This window comes from Cellulosimicrobium sp. CpK407 (genome assembly GCF_051844275.1).
Taxonomy (GTDB): domain Bacteria; phylum Actinomycetota; class Actinomycetes; order Actinomycetales; family Cellulomonadaceae; genus Cellulosimicrobium; species Cellulosimicrobium cellulans_G.
In genome coordinates this window covers 17693-37688 of sequence record NZ_JBGNYC010000009.1, presented here as the reverse complement: position 1 = coordinate 37688, position 19996 = coordinate 17693, and the positions used below count along the sequence as shown (strand labels likewise).

The following is a 19996-nucleotide window of genomic DNA, read 5'->3' as shown; positions in this document are numbered from 1 at the left end:
GGCGCGGGGAGCGCCTCCCCCGGCCGGGGGAACGTGGCACCCTCCTGCGGCCCTCCCCGCGTGCCGCGCACGTCCCCCGCGCGGTCCCGCCCCGCCGCTGGTCCAATGGGCCCATGATCGGCTTCTGGTGGGGTCTCGTCGGGGCGTCGTCGCTGCTCCTGGGTGCCGCGCTGGTCTTCTGGCGACCGCCCGGACAGCGGCTCGTCGGGCTCATCATGGCGTTCGGGTCGGGCGTCCTCATCAGCGCCGTCGCGTACGACCTCGTGGAGGACGCGTCCACGCACGCGAGCGGGCTCGTGCTGCTCGCGGGCCTCGCGGGCGGGGCGCTCACGTTCTTCGTCGGCGACCGCATCATCGACCGGATGGGCGGCGAGGGCCGCAAGCGGTCCACGGGAGTCCAGGCCGAGTCCGTCCAGGCGGCGGGCGGGACCGGCGGCGCGGCGATCGCGCTCGGCACGGTGCTCGACGGCATCCCCGAGTCCGTGGTGCTCGGCGCGACCCTCATCGGGGGCGGCGGCGTGAGCGTCGCGATGCTCGCCGCCGTGTTCGTCTCGAACCTGCCCGAGGCGATGTCCGCGACGTCGGGACTGCTCAAGGCGGGCACGAAGCCGTCGCGGCTCTGGGTGCTGTGGGGGTCGACGACCCTGGTCTCGGCGCTCGCAGCCGGGATCGGCTACGTCGCGCTCGACGGCGCGTCGCCCGCGGTCGTGGCGATCACGCAGGCGTTCGCCGCGGGGGCGCTGCTCACCATGCTCGTCGACACGATGATCCCCGAGGCGACGGAGTTCGGCGGCCCGGTCACCGGGCTCGTCACGGTGCTGGGTTTCGCGACGGCGTTCGGGCTGAGCTCGCTCTGAGCCTCAGGCCGCGAGGTCCTGGCCGCTCATGCGGTGGATCGACGCCATGACCTCGTCCGTGAGCTCGCGCCGCGCCTGCGCGGGCTTGGTGCCGGCCGTGATCTGACGCTGCGGGTCGATCGGCTTGCCGAAGTGCACCTCGACGCGGTGCAGGCGCGGGATCCGCTTGCCGATGGGCTGCACCTTGTCCGTGCCGCGCACCGCCACGGGGACGACCGGCGCGTGCCCGGCGAGCGCGAGCCACGCGACGCCCGTGCGGCCCGGGTGGAGCTTGCCGTCGCGCGAGCGCGTGCCCTCGGGGTAGATGCCGAACGCGCCGCCGCGCTGCAGCACCTCGAGCGCGTCCTCGAGCGAGCGCTGCCCCGCCCGCGGGTCGTCGCGCTGGACGGGGATCATGCCGATCGTCGTGAAGAACCAGCGCGACAGCCGGCCCTTGAGCCCGCGGCCCGTGAAGTACTCGGCCTTCGCGAGGAACGTGACGTGCCGCGGCGCGACGATCGGGATGAGGATCGAGTCGATGAACGACAGGTGGTTGCTCGCGAGGATGACCGCCCCGTTGCGCGGGATGTTGTTGCGTCCGGTCACCTGTGGCCGCAGCAGCACGTAGGCGAGCAGCGACAGGATGAGCCTCAGGACGCGGTAGGTCATCCGTTCATTGTGCACCGTCGTCGGCGCACGTCCGTGCACGCTGCGTTCGACGCCGGCGTTCCCGCAGGTCGTCCGACGTCACCTCCGGTTCATGCGTCGCCGCGCGCCCCCGCCGACGCCACGCGGCGCGCGCGGCCGCCGCGCGTCACCGCGTAGAGCGCCAGGATGACGACCACGAGACCGGCCGTGGACAGGAGCTGGGCGCGCGCGGCGTCGTCGGTCAGCATGAGGACGGCCAGCGCCGCGAGCCCGGCGAGCACGGCCCACGTGAGCCACGGGAAGCCCCACATGCGCAGCGTCATGGGCTCGCCCGACGCGCGCGCCTGCGCCTCGATCCGACGGCGCAGCCGGAGCTGCGACACCGCCACGAGGACCCACACGACGAGCAGCGCCGCGCCCACGGCGTTGAGCAGGATGCCGAGCAGCGCCTCGGGCAGGAGCCAGTTGAGCCCCACCGCGACGAGCGCGAAGAACACCGAGACGAGCACGGACACCCACGGGACGTCGCGACGTGACACGCGCCGCAGGGCCCGCGGGCCGTCGCCGCGCCCGGCGAGCGAGTACGCCATGCGGGACGTGCCGTAGACGTTCGCGTTGAACGCGGACAGCAGCGCGACGACCACGACGACCTCCATGACGCGGGCCGCGCCCGGCAGCCCCGCGAGGTCGAGCACCGCGACGAACGGGCTCTCGGCGAGCAGCGGCGAGTCCCACGGCAGGACGAGCACCATGATCGCGACCGAGCCCAGGTAGAAGACGAGGATCCGCCACACGATGCTGCGGGTCGCGCGCGCGACGGCCGTGCGCGGCTCGCGCGCCTCCGCCGCGGCGATCGTGACGATCTCGATGCCGCCGAACGCGAAGACGACGACGAGCAGCCCCGCGGCGATCCCGCCCCACCCCTCCGGCGCGAAGCCGCCGTGGCCCAGGAGGTTCGACGTGCCGACCGGGTCGGTCCCGGGCAGCAGCCCGAGGACCAGCAGGACGCCGACGACGAGGAACCCGACGATCGCCGCGACCTTGACGAACGCGAACCAGAACTCGAGCTCGCCGAACTGCCGGACGCCCCACAGGTTGATCACGGCGAACACGACGACCACGACGAGCGCGACGCCCCACTGCGGCACGTCCGGGTACCAGCCGGTGACGATGCGCGCGGCGCCCGTGATCTCGGCGCCGAGCACCATGACGAGCATGAACCAGTAGAGCCAGCCGAGCAGGAACCCGGCCCACGGCCCGAGCGCCTCCTCCGCGTACACGGAGAACGACCCGCTCGCGGGCCGCGCGCTCGCCATCTCCGCGAGCATCCGCATGACGAGGATGACGACGACGCCCGCGATCGCGTACGACACGAGGACGGCGGGACCGGCGGTCGCGATCCCGACGCCCGAGCCGAGGAACAGCCCCGCGCCGATCGCGGAGCCCAGCCCCATCATCGTCAGGTGCCGCGTCCGCAGCCCGGTCCCGAGGTGGTCGGCGGAGGTCGCGGACCCGGTGGTGCCGCCGGACGCCGACGGGGGCTCCGAGGGGGACGGGTGCCCGGTCGGTGCCGAGGGTTCGGGCATGGGGCTGCTCATGGTGCGGTCCTGCGGTCGGGTCCCGGTCGCCGTGCTCGACGCCGACCCACGACGCTACACGGCCCGACGCCACCCTCTGCCCGTGGCCCCACCCGGGCACCCCGGCCGCTCCGCGCACGACGGCGCCCCGCACCCGGCGCGAGGGGGTCGCTCGGGTGCGGGGCGGCGTCGGGCACGACGCTGTGCCTGCGCCTACGGGGTCGCGGTCCGCGGGAGCGGCGCGACGGCGTGGTGCCGCGGTGCGGCGCTCCCGCCGCCGGTCGCCTCGGCGGGCGGTGCTGGCTGCGGCGCGGCGGCGGTGCTCCCATCGGCCGGTCGGCCGTCGCGGTCCTGGCCGTCGCTCGGGGCGACCGGGTTCACCGGCTCGGGAGGCGTCGCGTCGCCGGCCACGGGTCGCCGGGTCGAGCCGTTGATGACGCCGTCGTCCTCGAGGTCGTCGAGGTCGTCCTCGTCCACCGCGCTCGCCCCGTGCTCCGCGCCCGCGGCGAACACGGACGGGTCGGGCGGGTTGCCGAGCTTGACGTGGTTGAAGAGCAGGTTGAGCAGGATCGCCATGACCGCGGCGGAGCTGATGCCCGAGTGGAAGATGATGCCGAACCACGTGGGGAACTGGTCGTAGAAGTCGGGCTTGGCGATGGGGATCATGCCGAACGAGATCGACGCCGCCACGATGATGAGGTTCATCGGCCGGGAGTAGTCGACCTTCGCGAGCGTGCGGATGCCGGACGCGGCCACCGAGCCGAACAGCACGACGCCCGCACCGCCGAGGACCGGCGTCGGGACGGCGGCCACGACGCGGCCCAGGACCGGCAGCAGGCCGAGGACCACGAGGATCGCGCCGCCCGCCGCCACGACGAACCGCGACTTCACGCCCGTGATGGCCACGAGCCCGACGTTCTGCGCGAACGCCGACTGCGTGAACGATCCGAAGAACGGCGAGACGACGGACGACGCCATGTCGGCGCGCAGGCCGTTCGCGATGCGCTTGCGGTCCACCTTGGTGCCGACGATCTCGCCCACGGCGATGATGTCCGCCGTCGTCTCGGTGAGGGTCACGAGGATGACGATGAGCATCGAGATGATCGCGGCGATCTCGAACGTCGGGGCGCCGAAGCCGAGGAACGACGGGAACGCGGCGACCGGGCCGTCGCCGACGCCGGAGAAGTCCGCCTTGCCGAGCGCGAGCGCGATGAGCGTGCCGACGACGATCGCGATGAGGATGGACAGGCGCGAGATCGTCCCGCTGCCGACCTTCGACAGCAGGATGACGATCGCGAACGTCAGCGCGGCGAGGCCGATGTTGCTCACCGAGCCGTAGTCGGGCGCGCTCGCGTTGCCGCCCATGGCCCAGTTCGCGGCGACGGGCATGAGCGTCAGACCGATCGTCGTGATGACGACGCCCGTGACCACGGGCGGGAAGAACCGGATGATCTGCGCGAAGAACGGCGTGATGAGCAGACCGACCGCCGAGGCGACGAGCACCGCGCCCAGGACGCCCGGGATCCCTCCCCCGCCGTTGACGATCGCGACCATCGTGGACACGCCCGCGAACGACACGCCCTGCACGAGCGGGAGCTGCGACCCGAAGAACGGGATGCCGAGCGTCTGCAGGATCGTCGCGAGGCCGCCCATGAAGAGGGACGCCGCGACGAGCGTCCCGATCTCGGCCCCGGTCAGCCCGGCGGCGCCGCCCACGATGAGCGGCGGGGCGATGATGCCGCCGTACATCGTGAGCACGTGCTGGAACCCGTACCCGAACGTCGACCCGATGGCCAGCCGCTCGTCCTCGGGGCGTACCGGACGACGTTCGGCGCCGTCCGTGGCCCTCGTGGCTCGCGCGTTCATAGCGGACCTCCTCGTCAGCTATCGTTCCGCTTGGCGGAAAACTACTTCCACTATTCGAACGCCAAGTGTGACGTGTGTCAAGTCCCTCCCGGCAACTCGCGCGTGGCCTGCGGTGACGGCCCTCGGTCGCCGGCCGCACCACAGCACTGGCACCTGCCCGCCCGGCTCCGTAGCCTCCAGCCGTGACCGCCACGCTCCGCCCCTACCGCCCCACGGACCTCGACGCCGTCGTCGACCTGTCGCTGCGCGCGTGGGAGGACGCCTTCGTCTCGTGGCGCGCGATCCTCGGCGAGCGCCTCTACGGGCTCGCCTACCCGGACTGGCGACGCAGCCAGGAGGCGGACGTGCGCGGCGCGTGCGAGAAGCACCCCACGACGACGCTCGTCGCAGAGCGGGCCGGCCAGGTCGTCGGGTTCGCCACCGTGGTGATCGGCGAGCCTCCTGCCGAGGGGGCCCGCACCGCCGACCTCGAGATCATCGCCGTCGACCCCGACGCTCAGGGCGACGGCATCGGGAGCCTCCTCGTGGACGCCGCCCTGCAGCTCATGCGCGACGCCGGGTGCGCGTACGCCAACGTCTGGACCGGCGGTGACCCGGGGCACGACGCCGCGCGCGCCCTCTACGAGTCGCGCGGCTTCACCGCCCTCCCCGTCGTCCACTACTACCGCGAGCTCTGAGCGGGGACGCCCCGGCCGGTGGCCGGGCACGTCCCCGCTCGGCCGCGGGTCAGCCCGCGACGAGGCGCCGGGCCGCGGCCGAGTGCTCGGCGACCAGGGCGCCGAGGTCGAGGTCCGGGATCGCGCCGTCGACCACGCGCCACTCGCCGCCGACCATGACGCGGTCCGCGCGGTCGGCCCCGCACAGCAGGAGCGCCGCCACCGGGTCGTGCGCGCCGGAGAAGCGCAGCTCGTCGAGGCGCCACAGCGCGAGGTCGGCCTGCTTCCCGACGGCGAGCACGCCGACGTCGTCCCGGCCCAGCACGCGCGCCGACCCGCGCGTGCCCCAGCCGAGCGCGCGCGTCACGGGGATGTCGGCGCCGTACCGGAGGCGCTGGAGGTAGAGCGCCTGCCGTGCCTCGAGGATCATCGTCGAGGCGTCGTTCGACGCCGAGCCGTCGACCCCGAGCCCGACGGGCGCGCCCGTGTCCTCGAGCTCCACGGCGCGCGCGATCCCGGACGCGAGGCGCATGTTCGACGTCGGGCAGTGCGCGACGCCGGTTCCCGCGGCCCCGAGGCGGCGCACCTCCTCGTCGTCGAAATGGATGCCGTGGCCGAGCCACGCGCGGTCCGTGAGCCATCCCACCGACTCGAGGTAGTCGACCGTGCGCATCCCGAAGCGATCGCGGCAGAAGTCCTCCTCGTCGATCGTCTCCGCGAGGTGCGTGTGCAGGCGGACGTCGAGGTCCTCCGCGAGCGCCGCGCTCTCGCGCATCGCGTCGGTGGTCACCGAGAACGGCGAGCACGGCGCGAGCGCGATCTGGACCTGCGCCCCGGCGCCGCGCTCGTGGTACCTCTCCACGAGGCGCTGCGAGTCGGCGAGGATCACGTCCAGGCTCTGCACGACCGACTGCGGCGGCAGACCGCCGTCGTCCTGGCCGAGCGTCATGGACCCGCGCGTGAGGGTCGCGCGCATCCCGAGCCGCTTCACCGCGGCGACCTGGAGGTCGATCGCGTCGTCGAGGCCGGCCGGGAAGACGTAGTGGTGGTCGGCGGCCGTCGTGCAGCCGGAGAGCAGCAGCTCGGCGAGCGCGACCGTCGTCGCGAGCTCGTGGTCGCGCGGGGTCAGGCGCGCCCACACCGGGTAGAGGCGCTGGAGCCAGGGGAAGAGCGGGGCGTCGGCGACCGGCCCCCAGGCGCGCGTGAGCGTCTGGTAGAAGTGGTGGTGCGTGTTGATCAGCCCGGGCGTGAGCACGTGCTGGGACGCGTCGAACGTCGCGTCGACCGGGGCGGACGGCTCCGCGCCCGCCGCGACGACCTCGGCGATCACGCCGTCCTCGACGACGACCCCGCCGCGCGCGTCCGGGGCGTCCGGGGAGTCGTCGGCGGTGAAGACGCCGAGCGGGTCACGGACCCAGGTGCGGGTGCCGGACGACGGGCTGGTCATGGTGCCTCCTGGTGGCTCGTCGCTCACCGGGGCGCGGCTCCGGCGCCACGGTGCGCCGGCTCAGTGGTCCTGTCTGCCGATCCAGGTGCCGCGGGATCCGCGGCTGGGCCGACCGTAGGCCGGGGCGCGACGCACCGTCAACCCCGACGGACGACGCCGCGGGCCTCCGCCGCGCGCGACCTGCGGCGCTGCGGGATCCTGGGACCCGCCGCCCGCCGACACCCGGAGAACCGCCCGTGAACGTCTACGCCCCGCTCGTCCCGGTGTTCGTCGTCGCGCTGCTGGCGCCGCTGCTCGCGGGGCTCATGCCGGTGCGGTCGCGCGTGCCGCAGGTCGTCGTGCTGCTGCTCGGCGGCATCCTCATCGGGCCGGCCGCGCTCGACCTCGCGACGCCCGACGACGTCACGCTCCTGTCCGACCTCGGCATGGGGTTCCTCTTCCTCCTTGCCGGGTACGAGCTCGAGCCGAACCTCCTGCGCGAGCGCGTGGGGCGACGTGCCGGGGCGGCGTGGCTGACGTCGCTCGTCGTCGGGGCGGCCCTCGTCCTCGCCGTCGTCGGCCACGACTCCCCGCACGCGGTCGCAGCGGGGGCGATCGCGCTCACGACCACCGCGCTGGGCGTCGTGCTCCCCATCCTGCGCGACGGCGGTCAGCTCGGCTCGCGACTCGGCCGCGCGGTGCTCGTGGTCGGGGCGGTGGGCGAGCTGGGACCGATCGTCGCGATGGCCGTTCTCCTCGGGACGCGCGAGAGCGGGGTCGCGGCGGTCCTGCTGGTCCTGTTCGCCGTCGTCGCGATCGCGCTGTCCGCGCTACCGGGGAGGCTGGGGCGCCTCAAGGCGCTCGGCGGCGACCGCCTCTTCAGCGCGGCGGAGCACGGGACCGGCCAGAGCACCCTGCGCCTCACCGTGCTGCTGCTCGTCGCGCTGCTCGCGCTCGCCGCGGGGCTCGGGTTCGACGCGGTGCTGGGCGCGTTCGTCGGCGGGATGGTGCTGCGCCGCTGGGCGCCCGGCGACGTCGAGGCGCTGGAGAAGAAGCTCGACGCGGTCGCGTGGGGCGTGTTCGTTCCGGTGTTCTTCGTCAGCTCCGGCATGGGCCTGGACATCGACTCCATCGTCGCGTCGCCGCTGCTGCCGCTGACGTTCTTCGCGCTCATGGTGATCGTGCGGGGCGGGCCGGTGCTGCTGTGGTTCCGGCGCGAGCTGCCGTCGGTCGAGCGCGTCCAGACCGCGCTCTACGCGGCGACCGCGCTGCCGCTGCTCGTCGCGCTCACCGAGATCGCGGTCGAGCAGGACGCGATGACGTCGCGCGTCGGCGCGGCGCTCGTCGGCGCGGGCGTGCTGTCCGTGATCGTGCTCCCGATGGTCGCGAGCCGGCTCGGCTCGCGCCCTACGGAGCCCGACGACGTCGCGGCCCCGCCGACGGGAGAACGCGGCGCCGGATGACCCCGGGCGAGTGATGCGTCCGCGCGCGAGCGACGCGTCCGGGGACGCAGCGCTCGCACACGGACGCCTCGCTCGGCTGCGGAGGACTCAGAAGGTCCACTGCTGGTTGGTCGACCCGTGGCAGTCCCAGATCACGAACCGCTGACCCTCGTAGAGCGGGTTGCCGCCCTCGGCGTCCAGGCACCGACCCGACTGCGGGTTGCGCAGCGTCTTCGACCCCGCGTCGTAGGACCACTTCTGGGCGCCCGTGCCGTTGCAGGTCCAGAGCTGGACCGCCGTCCCGTTCGCCGTGCCGCTGCCGCTCACGTCGAGGCACTTGCCGAGCGCCCGGATCGTCCCGTCGCTGCCCCGCGTCCACGACTGCGCGACGTTGCCGTTGCACGGGACGATCTGCACGCGGTTGCCGTCGTGCGTCTGGCCCCACGGGACGTCGAGGCAGTACCCGTTCGCGATCCGGATCGTCCCGGTCCCGGTCGGCAGGCTGCCACCGGGGTTCGGGTTGGAGGTTCCCGAGCCGTTGTCGTAGACCCGGACGTAGTCCACCTTCATCTGCTGGGGGAACGAGGTCGTGCCGTCGGGGTACCCCGGCCACTGCCCGCCGACCGCGACGTTGAGGATGAGGAAGAACGGCTGGTCGAACACCCACGCGTTCGCGCCGACGCTCGCGCGCGTCACCCGGTGGAACTGCTGGCCGTCGACGAACCACGTGATCTCGCCCGGCTTCCAGTCGACCGCGAAGGTGTGGAAGTCGTCGGCGAACGACCAGCCCTGCGGGTGCTGGTACATGCCCGTGATGCCGGCGCCGCCCGAGTACCCCGGTCCGTGCACCGTGCCGTGCACGCGGTGCGGCTCGAAGCCGACGTTCTCCATGACGTCGATCTCGCCCGACGCCGGCCAGCCGACCCCCGGCAGGTTGCCGCCGAGCATCCAGAACGCCGGCCAGATGCCCTGGCCGCGCGGGATCTGGATGCGCGCCTCCACGCGCCCGTACTGCGGCTGGTACTTCCCCTGCGTCGTCATGCGGGCGGAGGTGTAGGACCCGTCGGCCTCGCGGCGCGCGGTGATGACGAGGTGGCCCTGTCCGTCGAGCGCCGAGTTCGCGCGCGACGTCGTGTAGTTCTGGAGCTCGGCGTTGCCCCACCCTCCGGCGCCCGTCTCGTGGTTCCAGCGGGCGGAGCTCGGGGCCGAGCCCGCGGCGCCGTCGAACTCGTCCGACCAGATGACGTCACCCGGCGCGGCGGTCGCGGCGGGGGCTGCGACGAGCGCCCCGGCGCTCACGGCGATCACCGCGACCGCGCCCGCCAGGACGCGGCGCGCGGCGTCGCCGAGGTGCGGTGCCGGACGGCGTCGTGGCCTGCCAGGTCGTGGACGGGCGCCCCGCAGGGGCGTGGGACGGGGTGAACGCTGACGTGCGAGGTCCATCGATCCTCCAGGTCCGGCGGCGACTGCCACCTGCGTCTCGCCACGGTGCGCGACGTGCTTCGGCGCGACTCCGCACCGGGGCGGGGGCCGTTCCTCGGCCCTCCGCCCGCGAACCTACGGGCACTCGCCGCGCCCGAGCAAGCGCTCTCTCGGCGTGTCGTGGAATCGCTCCCACTCCCACGCCTCCGTCGGGCGTCGGGGCCCGCGAGCGCCCCGAGCTCAGACCACGGGGGCGCGGGCACCTTCTGGCGCCTCAGGCCGTCGCCGGGACCGCCGCGTCGAGGATCGCCTCGGCCGCACGGCGCGCCTGGCGCGCGACGTCGACGTCCTGCGTGATCGCCGCCGTGGTCTGCGCACCCTCGGCGAGCAGGACGACCTGGAGCGCGACGTCGTCGGGCAGGCCCGCCTCGCGCACGACGTCGCGCGCGTACCGCTGGAACGACTCCTTGTGCTCGCGGACCGCCGCGGCGACGGCGGGCGACGTCGCACCGAGCTCGCCGAAGGAGTTGATGAACGCGCACCCGCGGAACCCATCCTCGCGGAACCACGCGTCGAGGAAGTCGAACACGGCCAGCAGCCGGTCGCGGGGCGTCGTCGCACCAGCCGCCGCGCGGGCGATCCCCGCGTCCCACTGCTCGGTGCGGTGCCGCAGCACGGCGACGACGAGGTCGTCCTTGGACGGGAACAGCGCGTAGATGCGCTTGAGCGACACCCCGGCCTCGGTGCGGACCGCGTCCATCCCGACCGACTGGACGCCGCGCGCGTAGAACAGCCGGTCGGCGGCGGCCACCACCAGCGCGCGAGCGCTCGCGTCGTCGAGCATCGTCACCTCCTGTTCATCGCCCCCCTCTTGCGGGGAGAACCATCGTTCTCTAGTGTAGCGACTCACGGGAGAACGACCGTTCTCCCAATCCGCGAAGGGAGCACGACCATGGGGTACATCACCGTCGGGCAGGAGAACTCCACCGACATCGAGCTCTACTACGAGGACCAGGGCACCGGCCAGCCGGTCGTCCTCATCCACGGCTACCCGCTCGACGGGCACAGCTGGGAGCTCCAGAAGCGCGAGCTGATCGACGCCGGCCACCGCGTCGTCACGTACGACCGCCGCGGGTTCGGCGCGTCGAGCAAGGTCGGCAGCGGGTACGACTACGACACCTTCGCGGCGGACCTCAACACCGTCCTCGAGACGCTCGACCTGCGCGACGTGATCCTCGTCGGGTTCTCCATGGGCACGGGCGAGCTCGCCCGCTACGTCCACAACCACGGGCCCGAGCGCGTCGCCAAGCTCGCGTTCCTCGCGTCGCTCGAGCCGTTCCTCGTCCAGCGGGACGACAACCCCGAGGGCGTCCCGCAGTCGGTGTTCGACGGGATCGTCGACGCGGCCCGCGCCGACCGGTACGCCTGGTACACCGACTTCTACAAGAACTTCTACAACCTCGACGAGAACCTCGGGAAGCGCATCAGCGAGGACACCGTGCGCGCGAGCTGGATCACCGCGATCGGGTCCGCGCCGGTCGCCGCGTACGCCGTCGTGCCCACGTGGATCGAGGACTTCCGGGCCGACGTCGAGGCCGTCCGCGCGGCGGGCAAGCCCACGCTCATCCTCCACGGCACGAAGGACAACATCCTGCCGATCGACGCGACCGGGCGCCGCTTCCGCCAGCTCGTGCCGGACGCCGAGTACGTCGAGATCGAGGGCGCGCCCCACGGTCTGCTCGTGACGCACGCGGACGAGGTCAACGCGGCGCTGCTCGCCTTCGTCGCCCGCTAGGTGACCCGCTAGGCCCGCTAGGCGACCGACACGCGGTAGTCGTCGGCGTCGTCGTCCCAGGCCAGGTCGACGGCGCCGGCGGCCTGCGCCGCCTTGCAGAACTGCAGAAAGCCGCGGTAGCCGAGCGCCTTCTCGCTGAAGTCCGGGCGCTTCTTGCGGATCGCGTTCTTCAGCCCGGACAGGACGGTCGAGCCGCCCTCCTCCTGCACGACCTCGCGCACGAGCGCGAACGCCTGGTCGGTGTCGCCCTGCGCGGGCAGGGAGACCTCGGGGTCGCCCGTCGCCGGCCCCGGTGCGAGCTCGACGAAGCCCCGGTCGGCCAGGAACCGCAGGAACTCGCCGAAGTTGCGGAACCCGTAGTCGGCCTCGCTGAACGTCGGGTCCTTGCGCAGCAGCGTGCGCTTGAGCACGGACGCGGTCACCGCGCCGCTCGTCGAGGCCTCGAGGTCGGCGAGCGTCTGCGCGACGCGCACCTCCATGGGGAGGTCCTCGCCGGAGGGTGCGTCGTCGTCGGCCTCGGACGCGGGCGGCTCGACCGCCGCGGACGCCTCGACGGAGCCCGACGCCTCGGCGACCGGCGTCGTCGTCACGTCGACCTCGTCGCTCTCCGTCACGACGGGCTCGCCGCGGCGGGTCGTGCGGCCGACGGCCTCGCCCAGCTCGGCGAGCGCCGCGGCAGCCGGCGTCTCGACCTCCGGCTCGGCGATCTCGGTCGCCTTGCGGCGCCCGGTCGAGCGCCCGCCGCCGCGCTTCGCCTTGCCGGCGCCCGTCGTCGTCCCGCTCGCCCCGGCGCGCGAGCCCCGGACCGACCGGGGCTCCGGCTCGTCCGGCACGTCGACGCCCTCGAGCCGGTCGTAGAAGAGGAACTCGTCGCACGCGGGCGGCAGGAGGCGCGACGTCGACTTCTCGACACCCACCCCGATCACGCGCTTGTTGAGCTCGCGCAGCTTGTGGACGAGCGGGGAGAAGTCGCTGTCCCCCGTGCACATGACGAACGTCGAGATGTAGTCGCGCTCGAAGGCCATCTCGATCGCGTCGACGACCATCTTGATGTCGGCGGCGTTCTTGCGCGACGCGCCCATGCGCTGCGGCATCTCGATGAGCTCGACCTGGTGCCGCGTGAGCGAGCGCCGGTCCTCGTCGAAGTACGACCAGTCGGCGTAGGCGCGCCGCACGACCACCCGCCCGCGCACCGCGAGCGCGTCGGCGATCGGGCCGAAGTCGAACGTCATGCCGCCCAGGTGCTCGCGCGCGCCGAGCGCGAGGTTCTCGTAGTCGATGAAGACGGCCAGGCGTTCCTCGGTGTCCATGCCCGCCAGCCTAGGTGCAGACGCCGCCCCCGCACCCGTGCTGTCGTCTCCCCCACCCCGCCGAACCCGGGGTTGTTCCCCACCTCGGTGCCGAGGTGGGGACCAACCCCGGGTTCGGCACCAGGTGTGTGTACGGACGTACACATCGTGTGTACGATCGTCCGCATGTCGTCGCCTCCCCCTGCGCGGCCGGCGCCGGACGTGCGGCGGGCGCGGGTCGCCGTCGCCGCGCTGTTCCTCACGAACGGCGCGCTGTTCGCGAACCTCGTGCCGCGGTACCCCGAGATCAAGGCCGGGCTCGACCTGGGCAACGCCACCTACGGGCTCGCCGTCGCCGCGTTCCCCGCGGGGGCGATCACCGCCGGGCTCGCGGCTGCGGCGCTCGTGCGGCGCTTCGGCTCGGCACGCGTCGCCGTCGCGGGCACGGTGCTCACCGCGGCCGGGCTGCTGCTCGCAGGCCTCGCCCCGGCGCTGCCGCTGCTCGTCGTCGCGCTGTTCGCCGCAGGCGCGATGGACGCGTTCACCGACGTCGCGCAGAACGCGCACGGCCTCCGGGTGCAGCGCCGCTACGGCCGGTCGATCATCAACGGCTTCCACGCGCTGTGGTCGGTCGGCGCCGTGGTCGGCGGCGGCATGGCCGCCGCCGCGATCGCGCTCGACCTCCCGCTCGCCGTGCACCTGGCGATCACCGGCGCGCTGTTCTCCGTCGTCGCGCTCGTCGCCCTGCGCGCGTGCCTGCCCGGGCTGGACGGCGAGGTGCCCGACGGCGTCGCGGGCGAGGCCGGGACGCTCACCACCCCGGGCGCCCCGACCAGCGCCGAGGCCGCCGCGGCGGGCGCCGCCGCGCGCCCGTCCCGCACGCGCACCGCCGCCGTCCTCGCCGCGCTCGTCCTCGTCGCCGTCGCGGGCACGCTCGTGGAGGACGCGGGCAGCACGTGGGCGGCGGTCTACCTCTCCGGGTCGCTCGGCGCCCCGGCGACGCTCGCCGCCGCCGGGTTCGTCGCGCTCGTCGGCGCGCAGTTCGTCGGTCGGCTCGTCGGCGACCGCCTCGTCGACCGCTTCGGCCAGCGCGCCGTCGCCGGGACGGGGGGCGCGCTGGTGCTGCTCGGCACCGGGCTCGCGCTCGCGTTCCCCTCCGTCCCGGGCACGATCGCCGGGTTCGCCGCCGCCGGGTTCGGCGTCGCGACCCTGGTCCCCGCCGCGATGCAGCAGGCCGACGAGCTCCCGGGACTGCGCGCGGGCACGGGGCTCACCCTCGTGTCGTGGCTCCTGCGCCTCGGGTTCCTCCTGTCCCCGCCGATCGTCGGGCTCGTCGCCGACGCCACGAGCCTGCGCGCCGGGTTGCTCGTCCTGCCGCTGGCCGGCCTCGTCGTCGTGCTCCTGGCCGGCGTGCTCGCCCCGCGCCGGCGCTCCGCGGGCCGACCGGGCCCGGCCGGCCACGACCGGCATGATGACCACGACCGCCGCACGACCGCGCCCGAGGAGGCCACCACCGCATGACCACCGACTACTTCGCCGGTGACGACCGCACGAGCTACGAGCGCATGGCCGCGGGCGACCTGTACGTCGCCGACGACCCCGAGATCGCGCGCGGGGTCCACCGGGGCATGGTCCTCGTCGACGCGTTCCACCGCGCCGTCCTCGACGGCGACGGCGACGACACGCACGCCCGCGCGATCCTCGCCGACCTGCTCGGGTCGCTCGGCGAGGGGTCGTGGGTCAAGCCGCCGCTCGCGGTCGACTTCGGCAGCAACGTGCACCTCGGCGACCGGACGTTCGTCAACTCCGGGCTCACCGCGCTCGACGTCGCGGCGATCACCGTCGGCGACGACTGCCTCCTCGGGCCGAACGTCCAGCTCCTCACGCCGACCCACCCCGTCGACCCGCAGCCCCGGCGCGACAAGCTCGAGGCGGCCGAGCCCATCACGCTCGGCGACAACGTGTGGCTCGGCGGCGGCGTGATCGTGTGCCCCGGCGTGACGATCGGCGACAACACCGTGGTGGGCGCGGGGTCCGTCGTGACGCGCGACCTGCCCGCGAACGTGGTGGCGGTGGGCAACCCGGCCCGGGTGATCCGCGAGAACATCTGACCATGAGCGCCCCCGAGGCCCCGACCGGGCCGACCCCCCGCGCCCGCCGCCACGACCCGGAGCGCCGCGACCGCATCGTCGACGCGTGCCTCGACGTCGTCGCCGAGCACGGCGTCGCCGGCACGTCGCACCGGCGCGTCGCGGCCGCCGCCGACGTCCCGCTCGGGTCGATGACCTACCACTTCGCCGGGATGGACGAGCTGCTGCGCGAGGCGTTCGGCCGGTTCGCGCGCGACGCGGCCGCCCAGTTCGAGCGCCGCATGAGCGCCGCGCGCACGCCCGAGGAGGCCGTGCAGGCGGTCACGACGCTCATCACGCACGACGTCTTCGCGACCCAGCGCGACCTCGTCCTGTCCCACGAGCTCTACACGCTCGCGGCGCGCGACCCGGCCTACCGGACGCTCACCAACGACTGGATGCGCCGCAGCCGCGACGCGCTCGGGCGTCACTTCGACCCCGCGACGTGCCGCGTGCTGGACGCGTTCATCGAGGGCATGACCATCCACCGCGCGCTCGACACCGAGCCGCACGACGACGTCGACGTCCTCGGCGCGGTCCGGCGCCTCACGCAGGTCCTCTGACCGGCGCTCCCGTCAGGGGGCGGTCACGTCGAACAGCTCGCAGGTCGTGTCGTAGTACGCGTCGGTCGTGCCGCGGTGCGTCATGCCGATCCGCCGGCACACCGCCTGGGACGCCGCGTTGTCGGGGTGCGTGACGGCGACGACGCGGTCGAGCCCGCGCTCGAAGGCGTGCGCGAGCACCGCGGCGGCCGCCTCCGTCGCGTAGCCGCGCCCCCACACGTCGGGGTGGAAGTGCCACCCGATCTCCGTGTCGCCCGAGGGCTGCGACGGGTCGCCCGTGCCCGACGCCGGGATGAGCTTGAGCAGGATGGTCCCCACGGGCGCGGCGTCGGGCAGGTCCGCCCCCTCGCCCTCGCGCGGGACGACGGCCCAGACCCCGTGCGTGCCGTCGTCGACGGCTGCCCAGCGCTCGACCCGCTCCAGCGCCTCGTCGCGGTGCTCCAGGACGCGTGGCGTCACCCCGATGAACCGCATGACGTCCCAGCGCGAGTAGATGTCGAGGGCGGCGTCGGCGTCGTCGGGTTGCCACGGGCGGAGGGTGAGCCGGGCCGTCGTGAGGGTCTGCATGGCCCCAGGCTACGAGGGTGCGCGCCCCCCGAGGCGGGGTCAGACGATCTTGGGGAAGGTCGCGAGGAAGACGACGCCGACGACGAGGACCGCGCACGCGAGGCCGACCATGGCCCACGCCGCGCGCTCGGAGCGGAACCGGCCGGCGAACGCGCCGAAGAACAGCACGAGCGCGAACAGCACGGTGGTCAGCGTGTAGTTGTCGCCCCGCTGGTTGTTGACGAGCGCCTGCGCGAAGAGGGCGTCCGCGCGCTCGTCGGCCTCGACCGCCTCGACGGCTCCCGGCGGGACGTAGGCGTCGAGCGCGAACGGGCTCGGGGCGGCGTCGGGGTTCTGGAGGGGGCGCGAGGCGAGCCACTCCTCGAACGCGGGCCGGAAGTGCGGCGTGAAGCGCGCGCGCGTGAACTCCTCCAGCTCCGTGTCCCCCGTCGCGTACGCCTCGAGCCAGAGGCTGAAGACCTGGAGATCGATCGAGCGGGCGGTGTCCGCGTGCGCGCGGTGCGTCGAGGCCTCGATGCGCTGCGTCGACGCGCGCGAGAACGCGATCGACATCTCGCCGCCCCACTTGCTCGCCTCGAACCCGCTCCACGCCGTGAGGACGGCCGTCACCGCGAGCAGCACGACGGTCACGGTCTCGCGCCACGACCGGCCCGCGTGCCCGCCGTGCTGCGCCGTCTCACTCGTCTCGCCCGGGTCGCCCTGCCCTGCCCGCGCGACCTGCTCCGGCTGCGCGGTCCGCTCGGTCTGCTCGCCCTCGTCGGCCACGGCAGGACAGTAGCCCGCAGGACCGGGTGTCGCGCGGCGAGCCGCGGTCAGCCGCGGGCCGGAGCGGTCCCGCTCACCCGCGCCGGCGCCGGACCCCGAGCAGCGTCCCGCCCGCGACGAGCGCCGCGAGGGCCGCGGCGAGCAGCACGACGACGTCGGTCCCGGTCGTGGCGAGGTCCTCGCCGGGCGTCGCTCCCGGCGTGGGGGTGTCGTCCGTGCCCGGCGTCGGCCCGTCGGTCGGGGGCGAGGTCGGGTCGGTCGGGGTCGGGGTCGGGGTCGGGGTCGGGGGGTCCAGGACCGTGTTCACCACCGTGCACTCGACGTCCGCGCCGTCGTCGACCCGCACGGTGTCCGCGTCGACGAGCACGCCGCCGTCGCACGCCCACTCCTCCTGGGTGTAGTCCCAGTCGCTGCCCGACTCGGTGAGGTCGTACGTCCCGGCGGCCACCGGGACGAGCGTGACGTCCTCGCTGCCGTCGAAGCCGGAGATCGCCGTCGGTCCCGCGGCGGTGAGCTGCCAGTCGTCGGCGGGCGCGGCGCCGTCGACCACCTCCTTGTGGAGCGTCAGCGTGCCCGCGAGCCAGTGGTTGGTGACCGTGCACGTCACGTCGTCGCCCGGCTCCACCACGACGGTCGAGATCAGCGACCCGGCCTGCGGCGTCTGCACGACGCGCGCGTCGTCGCACACCCAGCGCAGGGCCGTCCACCCGTCCGGACCTCCGGACTCGGACAGGAGGTACCGGCCGGGCGCGACGGTCACGTGCGACACGTCGGCGGACCCGGTGACACCCGAGATCTCCCGCCCCTCGCCCGTGGCGGTCAGGGTCCAGTCCGTCGCGGCGACGTCGCCGGTGAAGCCGCGGTCGTCGAGCTCCTTGACGAGCGTGAGGTGCGGCAGCTCGGCCCGGTTCGTCACGACGCACGTGACGTCGTCGCCGGGACCGAGCGTCACCGTCGACCCCTCGACCGGTGCGGGCCCGCACGTCCACCCCTCCGACGCGTAGCCGCTGTAGCCCCCCGACTCCGCCAGGTCGTAGGCCCCGGGTGGGAGCGGCACCGCGGTGACCGCGTCGCTGCCCACCGGCCCGCTCGCGACGGTCTGCCCGCCCGCGTCGGTCGCCGTGAGGGTCCACGCCTCCGGGTCGCCCGACCCGCCGACGACGACCTTCACGAGGGTCAGCATCGACCCCACGTAGGTGTTGGTCACGGTGCAGACCACGTCGTCGTCCGGCCCGACGAGCACGCTCGCACCGCCGAGCTGGACCCCGCCGACGCAGACCCACTCCCCCGGCTCGTACCCCTCGGGCCCGCCGGACTCCGACAGCTCGTGGATCCCCTCCCCCACGTCGACGTGGCTCACCGCCGCGCCGCCCGAGGGGCCGGAGATCGCCCCGGTCGTCCCGTCGGCCTGGGGACCGGTCGCGGACAGCGTCCAGTCCCGAGGAGCCGCGGGTCCGCCGTCGACCACCTTGACGAGGGTGAGCCGCGAGGGCAGGGGCGTGTTGACGATCGTGCACGTGACGTCCGCGCCCGGCTCGACCGTCACGACGGCGCCGGTCACCGGGCCGCCGTCGCACACCCAGTCGCCCGCGGTGAAGCCCGACCAGCCGTCCTCCGCGAGCGTGTAGGCGCCCGCGGGCACCGGGACGTCCGTGACCGCCGCGGTCCCGGAGCGGCCCACGACCTCGGCGTCCGACCCCGTCGCGCTGAGCGTCCAGTCGACCGGACGAGCGAGGGTCTTGCCCGCGAGCTCCTTGACGAGCGTGAGGGTGCCGCCGGCCCACGTGTTCGTGGCCGTGCAGACGACGTCCTCGCCCTCCGCGACGGTCACGGCGCCGTCCGAGCCGTCGCCCGACGTCGCGCCCGTGCACGACCACGCGCCGTCGTACCCGGCGGGACCGTCCTCGGACAGTGCGTACCGCCCGGGGCTCACCTCGGCCGCCGTGACCGCCGCGGCCCCCGTGGTCCCGGTGAGGGTCGCCGCGCCGTTCTCCGCCGTGAGCGTCCAGTCTGCTGCCGTGGCCGGACCGCCGACGACCTCCTTGACGAGAGTCAGCGTCGGCACGGTCGGCGGCATCGGCGCGACGTTGGTGACGACGCACGTCACCGAGTCGGCGAGGTCGATCGTCACCGTGCTCCCGAGGACCTCCGCGCCCTCGCACACCCACCCGTCGTCGCGGTAGCCGGCCGGTCCACCCTCCTCGGAGAGGGTGTACTGGCCGATACGGACCGCCTGGTCGGTCACCGCGTCAGACCCGGACGGGCCGGCGATCGACGACGGTCCCTGCGCCCGCAGCGTCCAGTCCGCGGGCGACGCCGTGCCCCCGACCACCTCCTTGACGAGCGTGAGGGTCGGAGAGATCGCCTCGTTGTCCACCGTGCACGTGAGCGTGCCGCCCGGCGGGACGACGACGTCGGGAGTGGGGTCGAGGATGTCCTCCCCGCCGCAGTTCCAGTTCTGGAACCGGAAGCCCGCGACGCCGCCCGTCTCCCAGATCCGGTACGTGCCCGCCGGGACCTCGAGCGACTGCACGCCGTTGAGGCCGTCGCCCTCGATCACCTCTCCGGTCTCGACGTTCCGCGCGTGCATCGTCCACAGCTCCCGCCGCCCCTCCGACGAGCCCGTGTCGAGGTTCTCGATGCGCTTGAAGAGCGAGAGCCTGCCCGTCTCGGCCTGCGCGGACGCGGGCAGGGCACCGGCCGCGGCGAGCGCGAGCACGGTGCCGAGGGCGAGCACGAGCGCGACGACCGCCGCGAGCGCCGCGGCGGGACCGGGCGTGCGGGACGTCGGGTGCGTCGAGTGCGGCGGCGAGGGGGACGGCATCGGTACGGGCACCTCCGGCAGGGTCGGATCGAACGTATCGCCGGGCTCGTCGCGACGCGCGGCGGGCGCCGTTCGTCGCACGCGGGGCACCGTTCGTCGCACACCTCGACCGCCGGTCGACGTGACCTGGATCACCCCCGCGCGGGCTCCCTAGCCTTCCGAGGTCGGACGCAACGACGCGACCCTGGAGA

Annotated in this window: 17 protein-coding genes; 7 read left to right on the top strand and 10 right to left on the bottom strand. The window is 74.1% G+C overall.

Annotation, left to right across the window (positions count from 1 at the left end; all coding sequences use genetic code 11):
- Window positions 1-113 precede the first annotated feature (113 nt).
- Window positions 114-857 (top strand): ZIP family metal transporter, encoded by a 744-nt coding sequence (locus tag ABWU78_RS06180; RefSeq protein WP_277514237.1) that lies wholly within the window; start codon window positions 114-116, stop codon window positions 855-857.
- A gap of 3 nt (window positions 858-860) precedes the next feature.
- Here the strand turns inward: ABWU78_RS06180 and ABWU78_RS06175 are convergent, their stop codons facing one another.
- The 3 genes from ABWU78_RS06175 to ABWU78_RS06165 all read right to left on the bottom strand — a co-directional run bounded on the left by ABWU78_RS06175 (window position 861) and on the right by ABWU78_RS06165 (window position 4927).
- Window positions 861-1505, bottom strand: coding sequence for a lysophospholipid acyltransferase family protein (locus ABWU78_RS06175; RefSeq protein WP_253054823.1), 645 nt, complete (start codon window positions 1503-1505; stop codon window positions 861-863).
- 89 nt (window positions 1506-1594) lie between these two features.
- A complete protein-coding gene (locus ABWU78_RS06170) occupies window positions 1595-3082 on the bottom strand; it encodes an amino acid permease (RefSeq protein WP_439157848.1) in 1488 nt (495 codons plus the stop codon).
- A 192-nt stretch (window positions 3083-3274) separates the two neighbouring features.
- Complete coding sequence (locus ABWU78_RS06165) at window positions 3275-4927, bottom strand: nucleobase:cation symporter-2 family protein (RefSeq protein WP_439157847.1); 1653 nt, start codon at window positions 4925-4927, stop codon at window positions 3275-3277.
- 182 nt (window positions 4928-5109) lie between these two features.
- Here ABWU78_RS06165 and ABWU78_RS06160 point away from each other — a divergent pair, with 182 nt between their 5' ends.
- Window positions 5110-5604: a GNAT family N-acetyltransferase gene (locus tag ABWU78_RS06160; RefSeq protein ID WP_439157846.1), complete on the top strand. Its 495-nt coding sequence runs from the start codon at window positions 5110-5112 to the stop codon at window positions 5602-5604.
- A 49-nt stretch (window positions 5605-5653) separates the two neighbouring features.
- On the opposite strand, the gene ABWU78_RS06155 is transcribed toward ABWU78_RS06160, so the two are convergent.
- Entirely contained in the window at window positions 5654-7030 is a 1377-nt protein-coding gene (locus ABWU78_RS06155; RefSeq protein ID WP_439157845.1) for an 8-oxoguanine deaminase, read from the bottom strand.
- A 236-nt stretch (window positions 7031-7266) separates the two neighbouring features.
- On the opposite strand from ABWU78_RS06155, the gene ABWU78_RS06150 reads away from it, so the two are divergent.
- Window positions 7267-8472, top strand: a complete 1206-nt coding sequence (locus tag ABWU78_RS06150) for a cation:proton antiporter (protein WP_353706835.1) — start codon at window positions 7267-7269, stop codon at window positions 8470-8472.
- 87 nt (window positions 8473-8559) lie between these two features.
- Here ABWU78_RS06150 and ABWU78_RS06145 read toward each other — a convergent pair whose 3' ends face one another.
- Together ABWU78_RS06145 and ABWU78_RS06140 are read right to left on the bottom strand one after the other, a co-directional pair.
- Window positions 8560-9894, bottom strand: a complete 1335-nt coding sequence (locus tag ABWU78_RS06145; protein WP_353706836.1) for a ricin-type beta-trefoil lectin domain protein — start codon at window positions 9892-9894, stop codon at window positions 8560-8562.
- Between the two features lie 253 nt (window positions 9895-10147).
- On the bottom strand, window positions 10148-10717 hold the full coding sequence (locus tag ABWU78_RS06140) for a TetR/AcrR family transcriptional regulator (protein ID WP_353709546.1): 570 nt from the start codon (window positions 10715-10717) through the stop codon (window positions 10148-10150).
- Window positions 10718-10825: 108 nt separating this feature from the next.
- Between ABWU78_RS06140 and ABWU78_RS06135 the strand changes: the two genes are divergently transcribed.
- Window positions 10826-11668: an alpha/beta fold hydrolase gene (locus ABWU78_RS06135; RefSeq protein WP_439157844.1), complete on the top strand. Its 843-nt coding sequence runs from the start codon at window positions 10826-10828 to the stop codon at window positions 11666-11668.
- Between the two features lie 17 nt (window positions 11669-11685).
- Here ABWU78_RS06135 and ABWU78_RS06130 read toward each other — a convergent pair whose 3' ends face one another.
- Complete coding sequence (locus ABWU78_RS06130; protein ID WP_253054839.1) at window positions 11686-12978, bottom strand: PIN domain-containing protein; 1293 nt, start codon at window positions 12976-12978, stop codon at window positions 11686-11688.
- A 165-nt stretch (window positions 12979-13143) separates the two neighbouring features.
- Here ABWU78_RS06130 and ABWU78_RS06125 point away from each other — a divergent pair, with 165 nt between their 5' ends.
- From ABWU78_RS06125 to ABWU78_RS06115, 3 genes are read left to right on the top strand one after another with little or no spacing between them, the layout of a single operon-like run.
- The gene (locus tag ABWU78_RS06125; RefSeq protein ID WP_353706839.1) at window positions 13144-14478 is read left to right on the top strand and encodes an MFS transporter; all 1335 of its coding nucleotides are present in this window, start codon (window positions 13144-13146) and stop codon (window positions 14476-14478) included.
- Window positions 14475-15068 carry a sugar O-acetyltransferase gene (locus ABWU78_RS06120; protein ID WP_253054847.1) on the top strand — a complete coding sequence of 198 codons (594 nt, stop codon included), beginning with the start codon at window positions 14475-14477 and terminating at the stop codon, window positions 15066-15068. The genes ABWU78_RS06125 and ABWU78_RS06120 overlap by 4 nt, the downstream gene beginning before the upstream one ends.
- A 2-nt stretch (window positions 15069-15070) precedes the next feature.
- Window positions 15071-15649 carry a TetR/AcrR family transcriptional regulator gene (locus ABWU78_RS06115; protein ID WP_253054849.1) on the top strand — a complete coding sequence of 193 codons (579 nt, stop codon included), beginning with the start codon at window positions 15071-15073 and terminating at the stop codon, window positions 15647-15649.
- Window positions 15650-15661: 12 nt separating this feature from the next.
- Here the strand turns inward: ABWU78_RS06115 and ABWU78_RS06110 are convergent, their stop codons facing one another.
- From ABWU78_RS06110 to ABWU78_RS06100, 3 genes are all read right to left on the bottom strand, one after another.
- Entirely contained in the window at window positions 15662-16216 is a 555-nt protein-coding gene (locus ABWU78_RS06110) for a GNAT family N-acetyltransferase (RefSeq protein ID WP_439157843.1), read from the bottom strand.
- Window positions 16217-16255: 39 nt separating this feature from the next.
- Window positions 16256-16981 carry a hypothetical protein gene (locus ABWU78_RS06105; RefSeq protein WP_353706841.1) on the bottom strand — a complete coding sequence of 242 codons (726 nt, stop codon included), beginning with the start codon at window positions 16979-16981 and terminating at the stop codon, window positions 16256-16258.
- Between the two features lie 73 nt (window positions 16982-17054).
- Window positions 17055-19805: a hypothetical protein gene (locus tag ABWU78_RS06100; protein ID WP_439157842.1), complete on the bottom strand. Its 2751-nt coding sequence runs from the start codon at window positions 19803-19805 to the stop codon at window positions 17055-17057.
- Window positions 19806-19996: the final 191 nt, after the last annotated feature.